This is a genomic window from Pseudomonas sp. PB105, assembly GCF_009764655.1.
Classification (GTDB): domain Bacteria; phylum Pseudomonadota; class Gammaproteobacteria; order Pseudomonadales; family Pseudomonadaceae; genus Aquipseudomonas; species Aquipseudomonas cyclaminis.
Genome location: NZ_RWIO01000002.1, coordinates 36208 through 55532 on the forward strand (window position 1 = coordinate 36208; position 19325 = coordinate 55532).

Here is a 19325-nt window from a genome sequence, read left to right on the forward strand (position 1 = left end):
ATCGCCCCTCACAACATGAGCGATATTCATGCAAAAGCCTGACATGCCGCAAATCCGCACAGGTTTGCTATGATCCACGCCCTCCGTAATGCCTGACCAGAGTAGTCCCATGTCCGATCGTAGCGCTCGTCTGCACGCCCTTCACCACGCCCTCAAGGAACGTATCCTGATCCTCGACGGCGGCATGGGCACGATGATCCAGAGCTATAAGCTGGAAGAGCACGATTACCGTGGCAAACGCTTCGCTGACTGGCCAAGCGACGTCAAGGGTAACAATGACCTGTTGGTGATTACCCGCCCTGACGTGATCGGCGGGATCGAGAAGGCCTACCTGGATGCCGGCGCCGATATCCTCGAAACCAACACCTTCAACGCCACGCGCATTTCCATGGCCGACTACGGCATGGAAGAGCTGGCCTACGAGCTGAACGTCGAAGGCGCACGCCTGGCGCGCAGGATCGCCGATGCCAAGACCGCCGAGAACCCGGACAAGCCACGCTTCGTTGCCGGCGTCCTGGGCCCGACCAGCCGCACCTGCTCGCTGTCGCCCGATGTGAACAACCCCGGCTACCGCAACGTCACCTTCGATGAACTGGTGGAAAACTACACCGAGGCTACCAAAGGCCTGATCGAAGGCGGCGCCGACCTGATCCTGATCGAGACCATCTTCGACACCCTCAACGCCAAGGCCGCGATCTTCGCCGTGCAGGGCGTGTTTGAAGCGCTGGATATCGAATTGCCGATCATGATCTCCGGCACCATCACCGACGCTTCTGGCCGTACCCTCTCGGGCCAGACCACCGAAGCATTCTGGAACTCGGTCGCCCATGCCAAGCCGATTTCCGTGGGCCTCAATTGCGCCCTCGGCGCCAGCGAGCTGCGCCCGTACCTGGAAGAGTTGTCGAACAAGGCCAACACCCATGTGTCGGCGCACCCCAACGCCGGCCTGCCCAACGAATTCGGCGAATACGACGAGCTGCCATCGGAAACCGCCAAGGTCATCGAAGAGTTCGCTCAGAGCGGCTTTCTCAACATCGTCGGCGGTTGCTGCGGCACCACACCGGGCCATATCGAAGCCATCGCCAAGGCCGTGGCCGGTTACGCGCCGCGCCCGATCCCGGACATTCCCAAGGCCTGTCGCCTGTCGGGTCTGGAGCCGTTCACGATTGATCGCAGCTCGCTGTTCGTCAACGTCGGCGAGCGTACCAACATCACCGGTTCCGCGCGTTTTGCCCGTCTGATCCGCGAAGACAACTACACCGAAGCCCTGGAAGTCGCCCTGCAACAGGTGGAAGCCGGTGCCCAGGTGATCGACATCAACATGGACGAGGGCATGCTCGATTCGAAGAAGGCCATGGTGACCTTCCTCAATCTGATTGCCGGCGAGCCGGACATCTCCCGCGTACCGATCATGATCGACTCCTCCAAGTGGGAAGTGATCGAAGCCGGCCTCAAGTGCATCCAGGGCAAGGGCATCGTCAACTCCATCAGCATGAAGGAAGGCGTCGAGCAGTTCATTCATCACGCCAAGCTGTGCAAGCGCTACGGTGCCGCCGTGGTGGTAATGGCGTTCGACGAAGCCGGCCAGGCCGACACCGAGGCGCGCAAGAAAGAAATCTGCAAGCGCTCCTACGACATCCTGGTCAATGAAGTCGGCTTCCCGCCGGAAGACATCATCTTCGACCCGAACATCTTCGCGGTCGCCACCGGTATCGAAGAGCACAACAACTACGCCGTCGACTTTATCAACGCCTGCGCCTACATCCGCGACGAGCTGCCGTACGCGCTGACCTCCGGCGGCGTGTCCAACGTGTCGTTCTCGTTCCGTGGCAACAACCCGGTGCGCGAGGCGATCCACTCGGTGTTCCTGCTGTATGCAATTCGCAACGGCCTGACCATGGGCATCGTCAACGCCGGCCAGCTGGAGATCTACGACCAGATCCCGGCCGAGCTGCGTGACGCCGTGGAAGACGTGGTGCTCAACCGCACCCCGGAAGGCACCGACGCCCTCCTCGCCATCGCCGACAAGTACAAGGGCGACGGCAGCGTCAAAGAAGCCGAGACCGAGGAATGGCGCGGCTGGCCGGTGAACAAGCGCCTGGAACATGCGCTGGTCAAGGGCATCACCACGCACATTGTTGAAGACACCGAGGAATCCCGACAGTCGTTCGCACGCCCGATCGAAGTGATCGAAGGCCCGCTGATGTCCGGCATGAACATCGTCGGCGACCTGTTCGGCGCGGGCAAAATGTTCCTGCCCCAGGTGGTCAAATCCGCCCGCGTGATGAAGCAGGCCGTGGCCCACTTGATTCCGTTCATCGAGCTGGAAAAAGGCGACAAGCCCGAAGCCAAGGGCAAGATCCTGATGGCCACGGTCAAGGGCGACGTGCATGACATCGGCAAGAACATCGTCGGCGTGGTGCTCGGTTGCAACGGCTATGACATCGTCGACCTCGGCGTGATGGTGCCGGCCGAGAAAATCCTGCAGGTGGCCAAGGAACAGAAGTGCGACATCATCGGGCTGTCCGGCCTGATCACCCCGTCCCTGGACGAGATGGTGCACGTGGCGCGCGAGATGCAGCGCCAGGACTTCCACCTGCCGCTGATGATCGGCGGTGCGACGACGTCCAAGGCGCACACAGCGGTGAAGATCGAGCCCAAGTACAGCAACGACGCGGTGATCTACGTCACCGACGCCTCCCGCGCGGTGGGCGTGGCTACGCAGTTGCTGTCCAAGGAATTGAAGGCCGGCTTCGTCGAGAAGACTCGCCTGGAATACATCGATGTACGTGAGCGCACCTCCAACCGCAGTGCGCGCACCGAGCGCCTGAGCTACCCGGTGGCAATCGCCAAGAAGCCGCAGTTCGACTGGAGCAGCTACACGCCGGTCAAGCCGACCTTCACCGGCTCCAGGGTGCTGGACAATATCGACCTCAACGTGTTGGCCGAGTACATCGATTGGACCCCGTTCTTTATCTCCTGGGACCTGGCCGGCAAGTTCCCACGCATCCTTACCGATGAAGTGGTGGGTGAAGCCGCCACCGCGCTGTACGCCGATGCCCAGGAAATGCTCAAGAAGCTGATCGACGAAAAACTCATCAGCGCCCGTGCAGTATTCGGTTTCTGGCCGACCAACCAGGTGCAGGACGATGACCTCGAAGTCTACGGCGAAGATGGCCAGCCGATTGCCAAACTGCACCACCTGCGCCAGCAGATCATCAAGACCGACGGCAAGCCGAACTTCTCCCTGGCCGACTTCGTCGCGCCCAAGGACAGCGGCGTGACCGACTACATCGGCGGCTTTATCACCACCGCCGGCATCGGCGCCGAAGAGGTGGCCAAGGCCTATCAGGACGCGGGCGACGACTACAACTCGATCATGGTCAAGGCCCTGGCCGACCGCCTGGCCGAGGCCTGTGCCGAGTGGCTGCACCAGCAGGTACGTAAAGAACACTGGGGTTACGCCAAGGACGAACAGCTGGATAACGAAGCGCTGATCAAGGAGCAGTACAGCGGTATTCGCCCTGCCCCAGGCTACCCGGCGTGCCCGGATCACACCGAGAAAGCCCAGTTGTTCCAACTGCTGGACCCTGAAGCCCGCGAGATGCAGGCCGGGCGCAGCGGCGTGTTCCTCACCGAGCACTACGCGATGTTCCCGGCGGCGGCGGTCAGCGGCTGGTACTTCGCCCACCCGCAGGCGCAGTACTTTGCCGTGGGCAAGGTCGACAAGGACCAGGTGACCAGCTACACCGCACGCAAGGGCCAGGACCTGGCCGTGACCGAACGCTGGCTGGCGCCGAACCTGGGTTACGACAACTAAGGCCTGCATCGGCCCGACCACTAACGCTGGAGTCGCTCTCGCTCCTGCCGCGTCAGCCGGATAGCCAGCGCGGTTTGTTGCTCGCTGCGCCTGGCACCCAGTTCTGCGTACTCCTTCAAATACGCTGGGCCTACCTCCGGAAAACGCTCCTCAAGTGCATCAATCTGCTTATCGAGCGCGTGGGCCAGCGCCGAGAACTCGTCGGCGTATTTGTTTTTCAAGTAATTAAGCCAATATTCACGGGTGATCAGTTTTTCATCGAAACCTGGTTCGCGTTCACGCGCCAGGACATCAACGTAGGCATCGTCGATATCGGCCTGGCTGACCTGTGCCAGGTCGGCATACAACATGCCCGAGGGCTGCCTGGGCAACTGTAGACGCTCGGCAAGGCCGATACGGTAAGCCAGCCGTACTTCGGCGGGATCGATATGCGGGCTGCGCTCGATAGCGGCCCGGGCAATGTCCTCCACCGCCTCCAGACGGATCATGCTCCTGGCCAGTGCCAACAGCGCAGCGCCGTCTTGCGCCAGCTCAGACTCTCTAAGCGCATCGAACTCCAGGACGCTCGTTTCAAGCTCGTTGAAAATCAGGATTCGACCGTCACCGCACGTAGCACCCGGTACAAGGGCCGTCGCCCTGGCGAATATGTACCGCCTCAGTTGCAGACTATCGCCCATCGCGTCCAGCACCGCCCATACTCGCCGCCTCAACTCGGCAGGAAACTGAAGAAAGTCTACGGTGTCCGCCAACCGGGAAAGCACAAAGAAAAAGTCCGCGCTGCCCTCTTCAGCCACGAGTACATCCCACGCGGCATGCCTGGGGGAGTCAGCCTCCAGCGTTGCAAACCAACGGTTTTTCTGGACGTGCACAGGCTCAATGTCCGGGTGATTTTGAAAGACGTGCTCCGCCCCGGAAAACTCGGCTTCACTGGTCGAGCGAGAGGGGTTGATAAGGCCTTCCAGCTCCTGGGCGGAATACCCCAGGCCATTGCCGGTCTGGAGCAGATAGGTGCGTAAATCTTCAAGCTCATGCAGCCCAAGCTCATTTCCCGAGAGCGTGGTGCCGGCCATCAATTGTTGATGCCGCGGCTCCAGGGCGGCGGCAGGGATAGTCTCGATCCAGTTGTTGCCCAGGTCCATCTGACGCAGCCGTGGCAGCTCAAGCACAGCGCTCGGCCAATCCTCCAGGAGGTTGTGCTGCAGGTTCAGTGTTTCAAGCCTGTTCAAGCCCGTGGCATCCACCCGTCTAAGGATATTGCCGCTCAGGTCCAACCATGCCAGTTCAGGCATATTGCCCAGGAGCGGCTGTAATACGATCGAGTTACGCAGTCGGTTACCGCTGAAGTCCAGCCGGCTTAACGAATGAAACTCGTTGAGCACGTTCGGCAAGACGGGCAGCGCGTTATGACTGAGCGTCAAGTTTTTTACATGGGCGAAACTGCGCAGAAACCCGCTGGAGCCCTCTGCCGTCAGGGCGACGCCGCTCAGGTCAAGCTCGTTTACATGCGCGAAATATGCCGGCACGGCAGGTAGATCCCCCAACGTCAGGCCCGACAAGTTCAGTTGTTGAGCGCTCTCTGGCACAAACGCCGAGGGTTCTGCCCGCAATGTGAAACGCCAACCCTGCAGCAATCGATCCGCCGCCCTGCGCCGGTCCAGCGCACTGATCCCGCTTTCACTCTGATAATCCTCAGCACCGATCCACTGATTCAACAGCAATACCCACTCGTCGTATTGCCTCTCCCACTCGACCAATTTGGCCTCGACTTTAAACGCGTCGTGACCGCTGACACCCGACTCATCCATCCATGCCTGCGCCTGGGCGTCGTCCAGCGAAGGGTTCAGACGTTGCAGTCGCTCGGCTGGGGTTGGCCTGACACGCGCGGGGTCTGAGATACCGGGCAGCGCAGTGAGCCACTCGGGACGCTGGTGAAGGTCATCCGGAAAATACTCAGGGTCGCCTCCGGTCAATCCCTGAAACAGCAGGTCGTGGGGTATGCCCAATGGGTTTTCCAACGTGTCCATTGGGTGATCCTGGGTGTAGCGTCGCGCAAACAACCGCGCTTGCGCACGTGCTTGAGTGGTAAGGCGGCAGCCCCGCAGGCTGGTGCCGAGCAGCAAGGGATCATGCCCCTGCAAGGCCGCCTCGGGGATAGCGGTCACCGCACTGTGGCTCAGGTCCAGACGTTCCAGGTGTTGCCAGCCTTGCGGCCAGGCGTTAATTGCACTGTGACTCAGGTCCAGGCTACGCAGCTGTTCGAGCCTGCGCGCATCCAGACTGCCGATTGGGTTGTACTGCAATTGCAAGGATGAAAGCTGCGCGAACGTGTTCAACCGGGCTTGTGTGGACGCAGTAATGACCAACCTGTTGCGCGAAAGGTCCAACTGCCTGAGGGTTTCAAATCGAGCGAGTGTCGACGGCAGTTCCGTCAGGTTATTCCCTGCAAGGCTGACGGCCTGGAGCCCGGTAAAATGGTCGAGCCACGGGTTGATGGCTTCGATGGGGGCACCTGCACCGCTCAAGTTCAGGTCGCGAACATGGGCAAAACCGGCCGTCGGCAACGGCGGCAAAGCACCCAGCCGACTTCCTGACAGATCGAGCCGCGAGCCTGCCGGCGCATCGCCCTCGAAATGGCCGGGCTGACCAGGGGTGATAAAACGCTGCGCTAAACCCGCACGCCAACACTCCAGCAGCTTTTCGGCGGCCATTTCCCGGGACGCATCTTGCTGCCGCCATTGTTCAAGCTCTGCGGCCAGTCGCTGATATTCTTCACGGACCGTGTTCACACGCGCCACACGCATCAGCGGCGACAACCCCTGCTCGCTGAATTCGGCCATGGCACTCGAAACAAAAACCGGATCACCGTTCCAGAGGCCTCTCAGCACCCCCTCGCAATAGTCCCGCACCAGCCGGGCCTCATCCATCAGATGGGCGGGGTTGCCCTGCAAGTGATCAAACACCGCCTTGAAGTCCTGGGATTCAAACCCTGCCCAATTCATCTGCAAACCGCGCCACACGCGCTCATGCCCGCTGAACATCTCAGGCGGCACCGAATGCAATCGGGTACCCGAGAGATCGAGGGATTCAAGGTGCTCAAGCGCAGTGACGCCACGCGGCCAAGCCCCCAGGGCCCCCGACACGGTCAAGCGACGCAATGATGTCAACTGGCTGACGTCCAGCGTTTGAAGAGCCCCCCCGAGAACCAGCTGCTCCAGCCCCGCCATTCGGTTGATAGCCTGCAACGCCTCACTGGAATACGTGAGTGAAGGCCCTTGAATCAACAGTTCGGTAATACCGGGCAGGCTTGGCAACCGAGCGGCCACCGCGTCCAGGTCCATGGGGTTAACGTAGAGTTCAAGACGCTGTAAACGGGGTAACAACCGGTGCAAAGCCTCGCTCCCCTCGGCAAGCAATCTGGCGCCTGATAACGACACTGTACGCACATGGGAAAAGTCTGCCTCCAGCGTCGGCAGCGGCTGCGCCCCGCGAATGTTCAGAACCGCACTGGGCGTGCGATCCCGGTCCAGGCCCTGGCGCCAACAGCCGATCACATCGTCGGCAACACGTGAGCGATAACCATCCTGCCCGGCCCATTGCGCGAGCCTGAGCTGTAATGCCGCCAGTTCGCGTTGACGCGAGGAAAGCATCTGCGAAACCTGCGCATCGCTTTCACCGTCGCGCCTTCGAGACCACAAAAATGCCTCAGCCTCCTCTTCAGGGATATTCGGATAGACACTGCGTAACTGACGAATCAACTGTTCACTCAGGAAAAAAGCCTTGCTCCTGCCCGACAACTCATAGCCCAAACGCCCGCTCGGCAGACGCCATGAGGGCTTTGACCTCGGGATGCGCAGCTTGAATACTTGATTGGCCACAACGTCTCGGTGCGATCTGGCATACGCGGCCAACGCCTGTTGTAAATCGGCACCCTGGCTGGTCGACGGCAGCGCCAGCGCTTGACGGGTTTCGTCCGGCAAGGCATGCATGATTGACGCATAGAAGTTACGACCATGGGGGGGCAATTCATTCAGCGCATTGCCGGCCGCGTCAACGGCTTGAAAACGCTCGTCGAGCTTGATCAGGTATCTGCGCATTGCCGCGCTTTCTTCGCCTATGCCGGCCTTCAATGGTCCGTTGATATGGCCTTCGCGTATTTCCAGGCGCAGCCCCTCAGGCCACCCTGGCAGGCGCGCAAGGGTATGCAGGGCCAGCCAGTCGCTGTCGACGCCGGCTAGCCTGTCCCGATGCAGCCCGCTGAGTGCCCGTCCAAGGCGCCCCTGTTGCACAGCGATACGCGCGGCGAGATCAAGGCGCTCTGCGGCGGTGCCGGTATCCAGGTCGAGCAGTTGCGCGTGCGCTCGTCTTGACAACGTGGGGAACCGCCGGTGCAGCGAACCGGTGGCGGCGTGGTGCGGGTTTCTTGCACGCAACAGAGCGCTGAACAAGGCCTGCTGTCTTTGCAGCGCCACGTCTGCAAGCCTCTCATTGAAGACCTGCGTTCTGGTGGCCCCACCCCAGGTTGACTCGCTGCCTAACAGCTGGGCAGCTTCGTCTTCGCTCAGGCCAGCCAAGACAGTCGATGCGAGCTTGCCTTGGAATACATCGTCAATACTGATTTTGAGAGTGGCCTGGTTAGCGCCCGGTGAAAGAGGCCGACCATGGCGCACGGAGCGCCCGCTGAAAATCCTCGTTTCCTGGACCTGAAGTGGCTCTTTCAAAGGGGCACCAGACCACTCATCGATCAGCGGGGTAACCGGTTCGAAACGGCTGCCCAATTGGCCCAACGCGCAGTTAGCCGCGTCCTCGCCTAGCGGGCCAGTGCTACCCACCAGTTGCTCGATGGGCGTCTTGCCGACATCGACACGCGGGTGCCCCACGGGTTCAGAACCTGCAAACACCTCCAATACCTTTGCCTGCGGCCAGCCTGGCATTTCGACCACGAGACCCAACGCGTACTCATAGCCAGCGTCCCTCGGTGTTCCCCGACGAATCTGGCCAATCAGCTCATCAACCTGCTGGTCGACCTTGAAATCCTCCAGGGTATCGGCCAGCACCGCCGGCACAGGCAAGCCGTCCATGTGCACTTTTCGCAACTGGTCGTCGCTGACACCGCTTATTTCACCCACGGCGCTCAGGGTTTCATCAGAAAAACCCTCCGCGCAATGCCCCAGGCGACGCAGCAGCTTCAGGCGCTCCCACGACAGCGGATACTCATGAATATGTCGCCAGGCACCTTCGCCGTTATGCTCAAGGATCGGCTGGTAAGCGGTGTCGACGTGCGGATGTCTGATTCGCCATTTGCGCAGATCGGCGTCAAAGCTCGTTTCGTAGAATGATCCATCGATACGGATGTAAGTCTTGCCTCCACGCATGTACTGACCCGTCGCATCAGGCCGGACTGCTGAATCAAACACCACGTCGCTCCTGTAGGGTGCCAGGTCAGGCTTCCACAGACGCGCCTTACCGTCAGGCAGGCTGACCCTTACCGTGCCTTCAATGACCGGTTCGACCCTTGGCCTGCTCAGGGCTTTACCCACGCCGGCCGTCACCCCGATCAAGGCGAGGTTTTCTGCCAGGTCGATCAGGTGCACCTTGGCCGCTTTGCGATCGCCTTCACTCCACTCTGACACCGCCTCAAATGTCTCGTACAACAGCTGTGCGACCATGACCCCCAGCATGATTGCACCCAACACAGGCACGAAGCCGGCAACGAAACCCAGTATGAACACCCCCACATTGAGAAACATCGCCAGTTTTCGCTGACGCACTCTGGCATCGACGTCCGCGGTGGGGACGGCATAACTGGCGGCGTCCGACACAACCTTGTCTCGGTTTTGATTGTAGAGATACGTCCAAAGATCAATGGCGTCAGCGCCCGCCGGACTGTCCTTGAACACCAGGGCTGCGGGCGCCAGATAGGGCGTCGGGTTTGGCACCTGGGGAGATCGAGGCAAGGGTGGGAAATTTTTGAGTCGAAAAGGCGTCATGCGACTGACCAACTCATACATATCGCCTATGCCGGGAAACGTGGAACCGATTTTCTCGCGAAAAGTCGCGTCTGCGGCATCCTGCGTGAACTCACTGAAGTAACGCGGCCAATCGGCATGGCTTACGAACTGACTGAAAAAACGCTGGTAAGCCGTGGGGCCTGTCACCCGCTGCGTGGGGGCGCCTGGCGTGATAAACCGGTCATTCAACGTCGCAAGCATGTGGTCGTAATCGCGATAGCGCTTCAGCGGGTGATACGGGTCATGGGGTACGTAAAGAATGGGGTAATCAACCTTCTCACCCGCCATGACCTGAAACATCACGCAGCCGGTAATTCGCAGATTCATCAGGCCAACGTCGCGAACCAGCACGGTTTGCGCCCCGATACGGGGTGAGCGCTCGCCTTCAATGACGCGAAGCAGCATGGCGTAGACATCGTCGTCGATATCCTGCTGCAACAAAGCCAATTCGGCGGCGGCCCGCATTGCGGCCTTTTGGCTGAGGGCGAATTGCAACCTCAGGGTGGCCTCGACAGAAGCCTCGGTGGGGTGAAAAAACCGCTTGAGATAGGCCTGATACTGCCCGCCAATATTCAACTGCCGGCACAGTGTCAGAAATTGATGGACTTTCAGCCCCCCCAGGCGCACCGGTAACAACGGCTCAGAAAGCGATCCTGTTTGCCATCTGAAGCCGGAGGACGAATGAAAAAAACCCTCTTCACACTCGCTCGCCTCGAAGTTGTGGAGCGCGGCCTGAAACAGCTCAAGCTTCAAATAATCATAGGTGCGCGCTTCTATATTCAGATAGCTCACTTGCAGCGACTTTCTGAGACTTATCCAGGTGGACAGCCCGCCGGCAAGCTCAACGCCGTACTGATCCTTGAGTGCCTTTACCAGTAACGGTCGGCCGAACGTCTCGATGTCCTGCAAGGCTGACATCGTCTTATCCAGCACCGTTTGTTCGGTGAAGCTCTCAAGTACGCAATCGTGCACTCGCTGACGCCGCTGTGGGGCTGCGCGCCAATACGCCTGCGCCAGCGTTGTATCGGCTTTACTGAGTGCCTCACGACGCTGAGGTGTGGCATCGATCAGCCACGGTGGGACAGCCGCTATCAATGACTTGGCATGAATGCTCGCGGATGCGCCTGCCGCCCGTGCAGGCACGTTTGTCTGGGGAACTACCGACATACTGACTCTCCTGATAATGAAGAGACCAGTTGATCACCGCGCGCGGGCGCATCCGAAGTACTTAGCTATGACGTTTCCTGAACTATCCTGTGGGTGGCACCGCGCCGATACCACCCGACCTGCGGAGGCTTCATGGACACCCCGGACAATAAACCGCCGACCTTATGGCAGATGCTGCAGAGCGTCATGGCTGCGGCCATTGGCGTGCAAAGCGGCAAGAACCGCGCGCGCGACTTCACCCACGGCAAACCCAGCCACTTCGTGGTCCTGGGGATTGTGTTCACAGCCGTGTTTGCGCTGACCTTGTTTGGCATCGTCAAGCTCGTGCTGCACCTGGCCGCTGCCTAGCGCAGCAGCAACTGCAGGCTGAACGGGTAACGGTAGGATGCTGACTTGCCCTGGGCGGACAGCGCACGAAAATTCACCGGTGCCGTGTGCCCCAACAAGCGCCGCGCCTGGGGAATGTCGATCAATTGGAACAACGCCAACTGGCGGTCGCGCCCACCGTGGGCGCTGATATCCACGCCCTTGGCATCATCATTGATCAGCACCATGGCCCACCCGCCTACGGTGAAATGCCCGGCGACCAGGCTCGACAAGCGACCGTCCAGGCGCGCCTGCAGGATCTCGGGTGAACTGTTGACCGCGCTGAACAGCACGTCCTTACCCGGTAACCGCCCACTGGCCTGCAACGCCTGCATGGCGCCCAGGGCCATCTGATCGTTGGCCGACCACACCAGCGCCGTCTGCGGGTAGCGCTTGAACAGTTGCGTCGCTTGCTCGAAGGCGCGCTCGCGGTTCCACTCGCCGTAGACCAACTGGCGCAGGCGCGCCTCGGGATGCTCGGCCAGTGCTCGACGCAGGCCCCGCTCGCGCAACTGCGCTCCCGGGGTGGTCTTGGCGCCGGAAAAGGCCAACAGGTCGAGGGATTGGCCCGGCGCAACCGGCCCGTGCTGGCGCAACAGGTCACGCAGCATCAGGTAGCCCGCCTCTTCATCGTCAGCGACCAGGCTGCCGATCAAACGGATACCACTGCGGGTGCCCAACAGTTGCTCTTGATCGACGGTCAGTGCGCTGTTCACCATCAGCAACTTGACGCCACTGCCCTCGGCCATGCGCAGGATCTGCGGGGCGACGTACTGCTCATTGACCAGCACCAGGTAATCCGGACGCTGGCTGCCTTGCAGCACCTCACGCGCCTGAAGCAGCGTGTTGGCAACATCGCGCTCGCCATAACGCACACGCAAATCCAGGCCGAGGTCCTTGGCGGCGGCCTGCATGAATTGCGTGTAGCTGACCCAGAAGGTTTCGGTCGACATGCCCGGATTGAGAAACACCACCGACGTGGCATGGGCCATCGCCCCGTACGTCGATCCCAGCAACCAGACACACGTAATCAACACCTTCAACATGGACGCTTGAGCCTCGAAATTAGGCCGCCATGATAGTGGCAATGCCTAAACCAATCGAGGCTCAATCAACGTCCTTTATTGGTGGCTGACCCAGAAAACGGCGGTTCCCACCACCAGAATGATCAAGAACAGAATGGCCCAGGCATCCACGGTACTGTCGGGTTTACGGGCTTTTGTCGGATTGCTCATCGCATCGCCTCTTGTCGGTTTTATAGGTGATTGCACTAAGACTCGCTCACAGTAAAGTCGACGATTGCCCGCATGACAAATGTGGATATCCCGATAACCGTTCTCATTAGTCATTTTGGTTATTTCCATATACCCAAACATCACTTTTGCGCATAAACGCAAACTGGTATCGTGCGCCGGCTCCGTTGGGAGTGCGCGGCCGTGCGCGCAGATTTGCCGAGAACAGGACCTATATGTACGTATACGACGAATACGATCAGCGCATCATCGAGGACCGCGTCAAGCAGTTCCGTGATCAGACCCGACGCTACTTAGCAGGTGAACTGAGCGAAGAAGAGTTCCGCCCTCTGCGCCTGCAAAATGGCCTTTATGTTCAGCGCTTTGCGCCGATGCTGCGGGTGGCCGTGCCCTACGGCCAACTGACTTCGCGCCAGATGCGCATGATGGCCAGGATTGCCCGCGACTTCGACAAAGGCTATGCCCACATCAGTACCCGCCAGAACGTGCAGTTCAACTGGCCGGCCCTGGAAGATGTGCCGGACATCCTGGCTGAACTGGCCACCGTGCAGATGCACGCCATTCAGACCAGCGGTAACTGCCTGCGCAACGTGACCACCGACCAATTCGCCGGCGTTGCTGCCGACGAACTGATCGACCCTCGCCCATGGTGTGAAATCATCCGTCAATGGACCACCTTCCACCCGGAATTCGCCTACCTGCCGCGCAAGTTCAAGATCGCCGTCAACGGCTCGACCTCGGACCGCGCAGCCATCGAAGTCCACGACATCGGCCTGGAGCCGGTGTACAACGCCGCTGGCGAGTTGGGCTTCCGTGTGCTGGTCGGTGGCGGCCTGGGCCGTACGCCGGTGGTGGGCGCATTCATCAACGAGTTCCTGCCGTGGCAGGATCTGTTGAGCTACCTCGACGCCATCCTGCGGGTCTACAACCGCTACGGCCGTCGTGACAACAAGTACAAGGCCCGGATCAAGATCCTGGTCAAGGCGCTGACCCCCGAGGTGTTCGCCCAGAAAGTCGACGCCGAGATGGAACACCTGCGCGGCGGCCAGACCACCCTGACCGAAGCCGAAGTGCATCGCGTTGCCAAGCATTTCGTCGATCCCGAATACAAGGCCCTGGCCAACCAGGACGCCGAAATCGCCGAGCTGGAACGCCAGCATCCAGGCTTTGCCCGCTGGCGTGGCCGCAACACCCTGGCGCACAAAAAGCCGGGCTATGTGGCGGTGACCCTGTCGCTGAAACCGACCGGTGTTGCACCGGGCGACATCACCGACAAGCAGCTTGACGCCGTCGCCGACCTGGCTGACCGCTACAGCTTCGGCCAACTGCGTACATCTCACGAGCAGAACATTATCCTTGCGGACGTTGAGCAGAGCCAACTGTTCACCCTGTGGGGCGAGCTGCGCGAAGGCGGTTTCGCCACGCCGAACATCGGCCTTTTGACCGACATCATCTGCTGCCCGGGTGGCGACTTCTGCTCCCTGGCCAACGCCAAGTCGATCCCGATTGCCGAATCGATCCAGCGCCGTTTCGACGACCTGGACTACCTGTTCGACATCGGCGAGCTGGACCTGAACATTTCCGGTTGCATGAACGCCTGTGGTCACCACCACGTCGGCCACATCGGCATCCTGGGCGTGGACAAGAAAGGCGAAGAATTCTACCAAGTGTCCCTGGGTGGCAGCGCCAGCCGCGATGCGAGCCTGGGCAAGATCCTCGGCCCGTCCTTCGCCCAGGAAGCCATGCCCGAGGTGATCGGCAAACTGATCGATGTGTACATCGAACAGCGCACCGAAGATGAGCGTTTCATCGACACCTACCAGCGCATCGGCATTGACCTGTTCAAGGAGCGCGTCTATGCAGCGAATCATTAAGAACAACGAAGTCCTCGACGAAACCTGGCACCTGCTGCCCAAGGACGCAAGCTTCGACGGCATCTCCAACTGCGACGACCTGATCGTGCCGTTGGCGCTGTGGCGCGAACACGGCCACGCCCTCAAGGCCCGCGACGGCGGCCTGGGTGTGTGGCTGGACGCCGATGAAGAAGCCGAAGAGATCGGCGCCGACGTGGAACACTTCCAGGTCATCGCGCTGAATTTCCCGGCCTTCACCGACGGTCGCAACTACTCCAACGCCCGCCTGCTGCGTGACCGCTACGGTTACAAGGGCGAGCTGCGGGCGATTGGCGACGTGCTGCGCGACCAGTTGTTCTACCTGCGCCGCTGCGGGTTCGATGCCTTCGCCCTGCGCGCAGACAAAGACCCGTACGAAGCGCTGGAAAGCCTCAAGGACTTCTCGGTGACGTACCAGGCTGCAACGGATGAGCCGCTGCCGCTGTTTCGTCGCCGGTAAGTTTGCGGACATGAAAAAGCCCTGGCATGCCAGGGCTTTTTCATGGCTGGAGTTTGATCGACGCCAGCACCTGTTTCTGCCCCATGGAGCATGGGACGCCTTCCGGCTGCGCACGTACGGCCTCAATCACTCCCAGCAACTGGGCTTTGCTGTGGACCAGTTGCGCCTGCATCACTTCGATCTGCGCCACCTTGCTCTCCAAGGCCACGATGAGTTCGTCGCGCTTGTGCTCCCCCGGCGCGGGCATCAACGCCTTGAGTTCCTGCAAGGTAAACCCGGCCTGTTGCGCGCTCTGGATCAACTGCAAGGTTTGCAACGCGTCTTCTGAATAGCGCCGATAGCCATTGGCTTGGCGTCCCACCTGACTGATCAAGCCTTCACTCTCGTAAAAGCGGATGCGCGAAGCCGCCAGGCCGCTCTGTTTTGCCAGCTCACCAATATTCATCACAACGCCTGCTTGACATTAAAGTTAACTTTAAGCTTAGCCTGAGGCCTCCCCTACTCAGGAGTCAACGCATGTCACCTTTTGAAGCCTTGCAACTGCCCAACGGCCAAGTCATCGCCAACCGCATCGCCAAGGCGGCGATGGAAGAAAACATGGCCGATATCCACCAGGCGCCGTCCCGCGAATTGAAGCAGTTGTACAAGGCCTGGGCAGACGGCGAACCCGGCCTGCTGTTGACCGGCAATGTGATGATCGACCGCCACGCCATGACCGGCCCCGGCGGCGTGGCCCTGGAAAACGAGCAACACCTGGACAGCTTTCGCGAATGGGCCGATGTGGCGCGCAACAAGGGCGTGCACTTCTGGGTGCAGCTCAGCCATCCAGGGCGCCAGACCATGGCCAATCTCGGCCAGCAAGCGTTGGCGCCGTCCGCCATTGCCCTCGACCTGGGCAGTTTTTCCAAGATGTTCGCCAAGCCCAAAGCCATGAGCGAAGACGAAATCCAGGACGTGATCCAGCGCTTCGCCACCAGCGCACGCCTGGCCGAGAAAGCCGGCTTTACCGGCGTGCAGATCCACGGCGCCCACGGCTATTTGCTGAGTCAGTTTCTCTCGCCCTTGAGCAACCACCGCACTGACCGCTGGGGCGGCTCGCTGGACAACCGTGCACGCCTGCTGCTGGAAGTGATTCACGCCGTGCGCGCCAGCGTCAGCCCGTCGTTTTGCGTGGCGGTCAAACTCAATTCGGCGGATTTCCAGCGTGGCGGCTTTGACGAAACCGATGCGCGGGCAGTGGTGGAAATGCTCAACCCATTACCCATCGACCTGCTGGAACTGTCCGGCGGCAGCTATGAAGCGCCCGCCATGCAAGGCGAAGCACGGGACGGTCGCACGCTCGCCCGTGAAGCGTACTTCCTTGAATTTGCCGCCCAAATGGCCAGCGTCGCCAGCATGCCCGTGATGGTCACCGGGGGCATTCGCCGCCTGCCTATCGTGCAGCAAGTGCTGGACAGCGGCATTGCCATGGCCGGTATCGCCACCGCCCTGACGCTGGAACCGCAACTGATCAAACACTGGCGCGAAGGTCGCGACCTCAACCCGCAACTCAAGCCGATCGACTGGAAGCGCAAACCCCTGGCCTCGCTCGCCACGCTCGCCGTGGTGCGCAACCAGATGCGCCGCCTCAGCCGTGGTCGGCGGCCCAACCCCAAGGTGATGCCCTGGTTGGCACTGGCGTGTGACCAATGGTTTATCGCCCGCCGCACACGGCAATACCGCGCTGCCATGACGCAATCTTCACATTAAAGAAGGAGCATTCGTCGTGATCGAACTGTCCCCTATTGATCAGCAGCTTTTAACCTCACTGACGATTGGAGTGCTTCATGGCGAAAATCAACCTGGCCCAGCAACTGGCGACCACCCTTGAACAGGCGGGCATCAAGCGCATCTGGGGCCTGACCGGCGACAGCCTCAACGGTCTCACCGATGCGCTGCGCACCATGGACAGTATCGAGTGGATGCACGTGCGCCACGAAGAAGTCGCGGCCTTTGCCGCCGGTGCAGAGGCCGCCGCCACCGGCGAGTTGTCGGTGTGCGCCGGCAGTTGCGGGCCGGGAAATCTGCACTTGATCAATGGTCTGTTCGACTGCCATCGCAACCATGTGCCGGTGCTGGCGATTGCCGCACAGATTCCATCCTCGGAAATCGGCCTGAACTACTTCCAGGAGACCCATCCCCAGGAACTGTTCAAGGAGTGCAGCCATTTCATCGAGCTGGTCACCAACCCCGCGCAGATGCCCCAGGTGCTGCACCGCGCCATGCGCTCGGCGATCCTCAATCGCGGCGTGGCGGTGGTGGTGATTCCGGGGGATGTGTCGCTGCTGGAAGTCGAAGACACCCTCAAGCCGTGGCCGGCCCTGCACGCGCCACGCACCTTGCCGGCAGAGGCCGATCTGCTGCAATTGAGCGAGATCCTCTCGCGCAGTGAAAAAGTCACGCTGCTGTGTGGCAGCGGCTGTGCCGGCGCCCATGCGCAGGTGGTGGCCCTGGCGGACATGTTGGGCGCGCCGGTGGTGCACGCCTTGCGCGGCAAGGAACATGTGGAATGGGATAACCCCTTTGATGTGGGCATGACCGGCCTGATCGGTTTCAGCTCCGGTTACCACGCCATGCTCGACTGCGACACGCTGATCATGCTCGGCACCGACTTCCCGTATCGCCAGTTCTACCCCACCGACGCAAAAATCATCCAGGTCGACCGCAATCCGCAGGCACTGGGCCGTCGCGCCACCTTGGACCTGGGTATCGCCGCGGATGTCAGCGAAACCATCGATGCCCTGCTGCCGCGCTTGACCCGCAAGACGGATCGCAGCTTCCTTGAAACCTCGTTGAAGCATTACGTAAAAGCCCGTCAGGGGCTGGACGACCTTGCGCAACCGTCCAAGGCCAATCGACCGATCCACCCGCAATACGTTGCGCGACTGCTCAGTGAGTTGGCCGACGATGACGCGATCTTTACCGCCGATGTCGGCTCGCCCACGGTCTGGGCGGCGCGCTACCTGAAGATGAACGGCAAGCGCCGCCTGATCGGCTCGTTCAACCATGGCTCCATGGCCAACGCGATGCCCCAGGCGATTGGCGCGCAGGCCGCATTTGCGGGTCGGCAAGTGATTTCCATGTCCGGCGACGGCGGTTTCGCCATGCTGATGGGGGATTTCATCTCGCTGGCGCAGCTGAAGTTGCCGGTCAAAGTCATCGTATTTGATAACTCGTCACTGGGATTTGTCGCCATGGAGATGAAGGCCGCGGGTTATCTGGACACGGGCACTGAGCTGAAGAATCCGGATTTCGCGGCGATGTCCAACGCCATGGGAATCCTCGGCATTCGCGTGGAGCAATCCGCAGATCTGGAACCCGCCCTGCGCCGCGCCCTGGCCCACGATGGCCCGGTGCTGGTGGATGTGGTAACCGCCACTCAGGAACTGGTGATGCCGCCGAGCATCAAGCTGGAACAGGCCAAGGGGTTCAGCCTGTATATGCTCAAGGCGGTGATGAGTGGGCGTGGCGATGAGGTGATCGAATTAGCGCGGACCAACTGGCTGCGCTGATCTGAACAGGTGAAGAGGGGCTTGCCTGGCGAGGCTGCGTGGCGGACGTATTGACACCCCGCGATCTGCGGGGCGCCCAACGCAGCCTCGCTTGCGCTCGGCAGCTGCTACGGGTGACGGGGATACTTGGCAGCCGCTTCGCATTATCCTGTGGAACTTGCGTAGATACCTATGCGGTCTGTTTTTCTACCCATTGTGCGTAGGCATCAATGAAGGTCTGCAAAAACGGCTTGGTCTTTTCTGACACCTTGCCCGACTCATCAAACACACTGCCCGCCCCACCCAGGTAGGCTTCCGGCTGCTGCATGCACCACACATCCAGGAACACCAGGGACTGGCGCAGATGGTGGTTGGCGCCAAAGCCGCCAATGGCGCCCGGCGACACGCTGATGATCGCTCCCGGTTTGCCGCTCCAGGCGCTTTTTCCATAAGGGCGGGAACCCACGTCAATCGCATTCTTTAATGGGGCCGGCACCGAGCGGTTGTATTCCGGTGTCACGAACAGCACCGCGTCGGATGAACTCACCTGTTTGCGGAAAGTACTGTAGGCTGCCGGCGGTGAATCAGCGTCGATGTCTTCGTTGTAGAGCGGCAGATCGCCGATTTCGACAATGCTCAACTTCAGATTGGCCGGAGCCAGTTCGGCCAATGCCAACGCGACCTTGCGGTTGATCGACTGTTTTCTCAAGCTGCCAACCAGGACGGCAATCGTGTAGACCTTGCTCATGGAGGTTTTCCCGATGTCTGACTAATGGAGCTTGTAGTTATAGAGACTTCACGACGGGTTCACCAGAAGGTTTTGAGATTC

Annotated in this window: 10 protein-coding genes; 6 read left to right on the top strand and 4 right to left on the bottom strand. The window is 60.5% G+C overall.

Translation table 11 applies throughout. The features are described 5' to 3' along the window. Positions 1-109: 109 nt before the first annotated feature. Complete coding sequence (gene metH, locus EJD88_RS00165; protein ID WP_099582796.1) at positions 110-3820, top strand: methionine synthase; 3711 nt, start codon at positions 110-112, stop codon at positions 3818-3820. Positions 3821-3840: 20 nt separating this feature from the next. On the opposite strand, the gene EJD88_RS00170 is transcribed toward metH, so the two are convergent. Then, positions 3841-10995 (bottom strand): NEL-type E3 ubiquitin ligase domain-containing protein, encoded by a 7155-nt coding sequence (locus tag EJD88_RS00170; RefSeq protein ID WP_158876167.1) that lies wholly within the window; start codon positions 10993-10995, stop codon positions 3841-3843. Positions 10996-11127: 132 nt separating this feature from the next. On the opposite strand from EJD88_RS00170, the gene EJD88_RS00175 reads away from it, so the two are divergent. Continuing rightward, complete coding sequence (locus tag EJD88_RS00175) at positions 11128-11343, top strand: DUF2970 domain-containing protein (RefSeq protein WP_158876169.1); 216 nt, start codon at positions 11128-11130, stop codon at positions 11341-11343. Here the strand turns inward: EJD88_RS00175 and EJD88_RS00180 are convergent. Then, entirely contained in the window at positions 11340-12407 is a 1068-nt protein-coding gene (locus tag EJD88_RS00180) for an ABC transporter substrate-binding protein (protein ID WP_158876171.1), read from the bottom strand. The genes EJD88_RS00175 and EJD88_RS00180 overlap by 4 nt on opposite strands. Before the next feature lie 422 nt (positions 12408-12829). Here EJD88_RS00180 and EJD88_RS00185 point away from each other — a divergent pair, with 422 nt between their 5' ends. Together EJD88_RS00185 and EJD88_RS00190 are read left to right on the top strand one after the other, a co-directional pair. After that, the gene (locus EJD88_RS00185) at positions 12830-14488 is read left to right on the top strand and encodes a nitrite/sulfite reductase (protein WP_099582792.1); all 1659 of its coding nucleotides are present in this window, start codon (positions 12830-12832) and stop codon (positions 14486-14488) included. Continuing rightward, positions 14472-14966, top strand: a complete 495-nt coding sequence (locus EJD88_RS00190; RefSeq protein WP_003235539.1) for a DUF934 domain-containing protein — start codon at positions 14472-14474, stop codon at positions 14964-14966. The genes EJD88_RS00185 and EJD88_RS00190 overlap by 17 nt, the downstream gene beginning before the upstream one ends. A gap of 40 nt (positions 14967-15006) precedes the next feature. On the opposite strand, the gene EJD88_RS00195 is transcribed toward EJD88_RS00190, so the two are convergent. Then, a complete protein-coding gene (locus tag EJD88_RS00195; RefSeq protein ID WP_158876172.1) occupies positions 15007-15411 on the bottom strand; it encodes a MerR family transcriptional regulator in 405 nt (134 codons plus the stop codon). Between the two features lie 71 nt (positions 15412-15482). On the opposite strand from EJD88_RS00195, the gene EJD88_RS00200 reads away from it, so the two are divergent. Continuing rightward, entirely contained in the window at positions 15483-16715 is a 1233-nt protein-coding gene (locus EJD88_RS00200) for an NADH:flavin oxidoreductase/NADH oxidase family protein (RefSeq protein WP_158876173.1), read from the top strand. A 77-nt stretch (positions 16716-16792) separates the two neighbouring features. Continuing rightward, complete coding sequence (poxB, locus tag EJD88_RS00205) at positions 16793-18517, top strand: ubiquinone-dependent pyruvate dehydrogenase (protein ID WP_099582789.1); 1725 nt, start codon at positions 16793-16795, stop codon at positions 18515-18517. 169 nt (positions 18518-18686) lie between these two features. Here the strand turns inward: poxB and EJD88_RS00210 are convergent, their stop codons facing one another. After that, positions 18687-19244 (bottom strand): NADPH-dependent FMN reductase, encoded by a 558-nt coding sequence (locus tag EJD88_RS00210; protein WP_158876174.1) that lies wholly within the window; start codon positions 19242-19244, stop codon positions 18687-18689. Positions 19245-19325 lie beyond the last annotated feature (81 nt).

Coding starts and splice junctions, on each gene's coding strand:
- metH (WP_099582796.1), top strand. CDS start 110: ATGTCCGATCGTAGCGCTCGTCTGCACGCCCTTCACCACGCCCTCAAG.
- EJD88_RS00170 (WP_158876167.1), bottom strand. CDS start 10,995: ATGTCGGTAGTTCCCCAGACAAACGTGCCTGCACGGGCGGCAGGCGCA.
- EJD88_RS00175 (WP_158876169.1), top strand. CDS start 11,128: ATGGACACCCCGGACAATAAACCGCCGACCTTATGGCAGATGCTGCAG.
- EJD88_RS00180 (WP_158876171.1), bottom strand. CDS start 12,407: ATGTTGAAGGTGTTGATTACGTGTGTCTGGTTGCTGGGATCGACGTAC.
- EJD88_RS00185 (WP_099582792.1), top strand. CDS start 12,830: ATGTACGTATACGACGAATACGATCAGCGCATCATCGAGGACCGCGTC.
- EJD88_RS00190 (WP_003235539.1), top strand. CDS start 14,472: ATGCAGCGAATCATTAAGAACAACGAAGTCCTCGACGAAACCTGGCAC.
- EJD88_RS00195 (WP_158876172.1), bottom strand. CDS start 15,411: ATGAATATTGGTGAGCTGGCAAAACAGAGCGGCCTGGCGGCTTCGCGC.
- EJD88_RS00200 (WP_158876173.1), top strand. CDS start 15,483: ATGTCACCTTTTGAAGCCTTGCAACTGCCCAACGGCCAAGTCATCGCC.
- poxB (WP_099582789.1), top strand. CDS start 16,793: ATGGCGAAAATCAACCTGGCCCAGCAACTGGCGACCACCCTTGAACAG.
- EJD88_RS00210 (WP_158876174.1), bottom strand. CDS start 19,244: ATGAGCAAGGTCTACACGATTGCCGTCCTGGTTGGCAGCTTGAGAAAA.